Origin of the sequence: Prosthecobacter sp. (genome assembly GCF_044373815.1) — a bacterium.
Taxonomy (GTDB): domain Bacteria; phylum Verrucomicrobiota; class Verrucomicrobiia; order Verrucomicrobiales; family Verrucomicrobiaceae; genus Prosthecobacter.
In genome coordinates this window covers 1-3,558 of sequence record NZ_JBIPNG010000591.1, presented here as the reverse complement: position 1 = coordinate 3,558, position 3,558 = coordinate 1, and the positions used below count along the sequence as shown (strand labels likewise).

The window sequence follows — 3,558 nt, the reverse complement described above, 5'->3', positions numbered from 1 at the left end:
AGGTCGTCGTAGGCCGCGTGTAGCTGGAATCAAACGCACCCGTGATGATGCTGCCACGGTCCGGCACTGCATCGAGTTTCACGACCTTAATTTTGATCGCTTCGTTGGGGCAGGATTGGACACAGGGAGGTGCCTCCCCTTCGGCAAGGCGCCCCTGGCACATGTCACACTTCCGCACAATGCCACGCTTCAGATTGAACTTCGGCACCTCATACGGGCACTTCAAAATGCAGTAGCTGCAGCCGATGCACTGGTCATCCAGATGTCGCACAATGCCCGTGACCACATCCTTGTCATAGGCCAGCACGGGGCAGCCTTCCGCGCAAGCGGGCTCTGCACAGTGATGGCAGGCGGTGGTGACCGTTTGCAGATAGGGCTGCTTCCGCGTACCGACGAGCAAGCCCATGTCGCGCCAGCTCTCGCCATCATCGAGTCCGTTCAGGGAATGACAGGCTGCCACGCAGGCTTTGCAGCCGGTGCAGGCGTCCAGATTGACCTCAAATGCATACTGTTCACCGGGATCCGGCTTGCTCAGCGGGATGAGATGCGTGAAGCGATCACGCACTGATTTAGAATCGTATTCTTCCGAGAACTGAGCCACGGGTGTGCGCAGAGTCTGCTGCTCGCGAAGGGCTTCATCGATGATTTTTGATTTATGATTTACGATTTCACCGACAGCGCTCCCGCTGCCTGTGATTGAATCTTCCAAATCATAAATCATAAATCGTAAATCATAAATGTCCGCCACCCTACGCTGCCGCATCGAACACAACCTGCAGCTCACCCACGGTGTGCCGATTGCAGAAGGCATGGAAGCTTTCGTCCGCGCTGCGCTTGTCCAGATAACCTTTGAGCATAGCCTCCAGGGTGGAGCCGAGAGATTCGAAGGCCACGCCGCTGAAAATCTGGCGACCTATCTTGCGGTTCTCGCCGAAGCCGCCACCCACCGTTATGTGATAGCCTTCTCCGCTTTCAGATTTCACCTTGGTGCCGAGCAGACCGATATCCCCCATGAAGTGCTGGGCACAGGAGTGGGCGCAGCCGGTGAAGTGAATGTTCACGGGCTTGTCCAGCTTTACCCGCTTGTCGAGGTATTCCATCATAGCGATGGCGTGTCCCTTGGTGTCGGTGGCGGCAAACTTGCAATACTTGTTGCCAGTGCAGGCCACGAAGCCGCTTTTGAGATTCGACTGCTCACTGGGAAAGCCAAGCTTCTTCAGCGACTTTGCCACCGTGGCAGCGTAGGCCGTCTTGATGTTCGGAATGATGAAGTTCTGCCAGACCGTGAGCCGGATTTCACCAGAGCCATAGCTGTCAGCCAGATCCGCAATGCGATCGAGCTGCTTCGCTGTCATCTGCCCCACAGGAACACTCGCGCCGATGTAAACCAGGCCCTCCTGCTTCTGTGGAAACATACCAACATGCGAATGCCCCTGCTGGGAGAATTCTCGCTTCGCCTGGCACGGAGCCGTGGGTGCGAGGCGGGTGAGTTTGAACTTTAGCAGTTTCTCAGCTTCGACAAGCGCACCATCCAACCCCTTGTCTTCGATCACATACTTGAAGCGCGCCTTCTTGCGATTCGTACGGTCGCCAAATTGAATAAACACCCGCAGCAGTGCAACCATGACATCATTGAGCTGCTCAGGCTTCACGATGACGCCCCAGTCACTGGCAAAGGTCTGATGCCCGGTGACACCGCCCAGAGCGATGCGGAAGTACACACCAGGCTCGATGCCTTCAGTATTCTCGCCGATCTTCACCGCGCTGGCACCGATGTCATTGGTGTCCTCGACCGCTGAGATGAGGCCACCGCCATCATAGGCGATGTTAAATTTGCGCGGCAGATCGTAGAACTCTTTGGAAGCAATGATGAGCGTGGCAAGTTCATTCACCAGCGGCCGAACATCGATGAGCTCATGCGGATCGTAACCCGCGCATGGATTCATTGTGATGTTGCGAATATTGTCTGCCCCGGCACCTTTGGAGTGCAGGCCGCAGCCTTGAATACGGCGCAGCACTTCGGGGCAGTTTTTCGGCTCGATGAGGCGGATTTGAAAATTGTTCCGCGTGGTGATCTGAATGTAACCCGTGGTGAGTTCGCTGGCGATGGCAGCCAGTTCGCGGAGCTGATAGCTCTTCACGATGCCACCAGGAATGCGCAGCCGGCACATGTAGCCGTCTTTGACGGGATTGAGCCAGAAGAGACCGTTCCACTTGTAACGGAATACCGACTCCGGTTCGGGCTTGGAATTCCACCGGGCATCCATGACGAGCTGTTCGATGGCATCAAAAGGATGCAGCTCACGTTTGATGCGCTCCTCCTTGGTCAGATCATCCAATGCAGGCCCCGCGGGCGCAGCAGCAGGAGCTAGGTCGCCGAAGGAAACTCCGCCAGCAGCTATACCGGCAAAAAAGCCTTCGAGATAGCGCTTCTGCTCTCCGGAGAAGTCAGTATCCATCGGGAGCACAGCGGGGAGTGGTTCAATAGACATCGCGGGCATAGCGTTTCTCCTTTTTCATTTGATTGACGTAGGCGGCGGCCTCCTCGGCCGTCTTGCCACCGGCGGTTTGAATGATGCTGTGCAGGGCATCATCGACATCTTTGGCCATGCGCTTGGCGTCACCGCACACATAGAAGTGCGCACCTTCTTCAAGCCACTGCCAGAGTTCGCTGGCGGCCTGCAGCATGCGGGTTTGCACGTAGATCTTTTCTTCCTGATCGCGGCTGAAGGCGGTATCCAGCCGTGTGAGGTGACCTTTTTGCACCCACTCAATGATCTGGTCGTGGTAGAGGAAGTCACTGGCGCGCTTTTGATCTCCGAAGAACAGCCAGTTTTTTCCCGTAGCCTGTGTCGCTTCTCGTTCTTCGAGGAAGGCACGGAAAGGTGCGATGCCAGTGCCCGGGCCGACCATGATGACGGGTCTTGTGAGATCCGCAGGCAGGCGAAAATGATTCGCTGCATGGAAGTAGATGCCCGTCGTCTCTTCGAGTGGCAGACGATCCGCGAGGAAGGTGGAAGCCACGCCTTTGTGAGCCACTCCGTCGGTACTGTAGCGCACCGCCGCGACGCAGAGGTGGACTTCATTCTCATGCTTCTTGATGCTCGAAGCAATGGAGTAAAGGCGAGGCTGCAGCTTGCGCAGATTTTCCACGAATGCCGCGAGCGCCAGGTTGGCTTCAGGCCCCATTCCATGGAGGCTTCTCACTTCGTAGTGCTTGATAAGCGCCTCCCTCAGCGGTGCGCTGCCACCGGCAGGCAGAGCCACCACCGCCTGCGGATCAAAGGCATGCGCAGCGATGATTGCATCCACCACTTCAGGGCAGTTTTGCACGAACACGCCCAGTGCGTCTCCGACCTCGTAGGTCAGGTCGCTGCCGGTGAGCGAGAAACCAATGTGCCGAGTGTCCTTGCTGCTGCCTCGACTGTTCAGAGGCACGTTGGCAATGAGCTTGGCTGGGAAGGGCTTCTTTTTGCTGTAGCCTGTTTCTTCCCCTGCCTCGGTTGCACAAGAGGATGTGGTTGCGTCCACGCCGCTCAAGACCGTGAAAGCGTTGGC

Annotated in this window: 3 protein-coding genes; all 3 read right to left on the bottom strand. The window is 56.9% G+C overall.

Annotation, left to right across the window (positions count from 1 at the left end; translation table 11 throughout):
* Window positions 1-721 (bottom strand): 4Fe-4S dicluster domain-containing protein (locus tag ACIREA_RS28735; RefSeq protein WP_397385757.1); only part of this gene is annotated, 721 nt, incomplete at its 3' end.
* 28 nt (window positions 722-749) lie between these two features.
* Window positions 750-2,492 carry a NirA family protein gene (locus ACIREA_RS28730; RefSeq protein WP_397385756.1) on the bottom strand — a complete coding sequence of 581 codons (1,743 nt, stop codon included), beginning with the start codon at window positions 2,490-2,492 and terminating at the stop codon, window positions 750-752.
* Window positions 2,482-3,558: sulfite reductase flavoprotein subunit alpha (locus tag ACIREA_RS28725; RefSeq protein WP_397385755.1), on the bottom strand; the 1,077-nt coding region annotated here is incomplete at its 5' end. The genes ACIREA_RS28725 and ACIREA_RS28730, both read right to left, overlap by 11 nt.

Coding starts and splice junctions, on each gene's coding strand:
- ACIREA_RS28730 (WP_397385756.1), bottom strand. CDS start 2,492: ATGTCTATTGAACCACTCCCCGCTGTGCTCCCGATGGATACTGACTTC.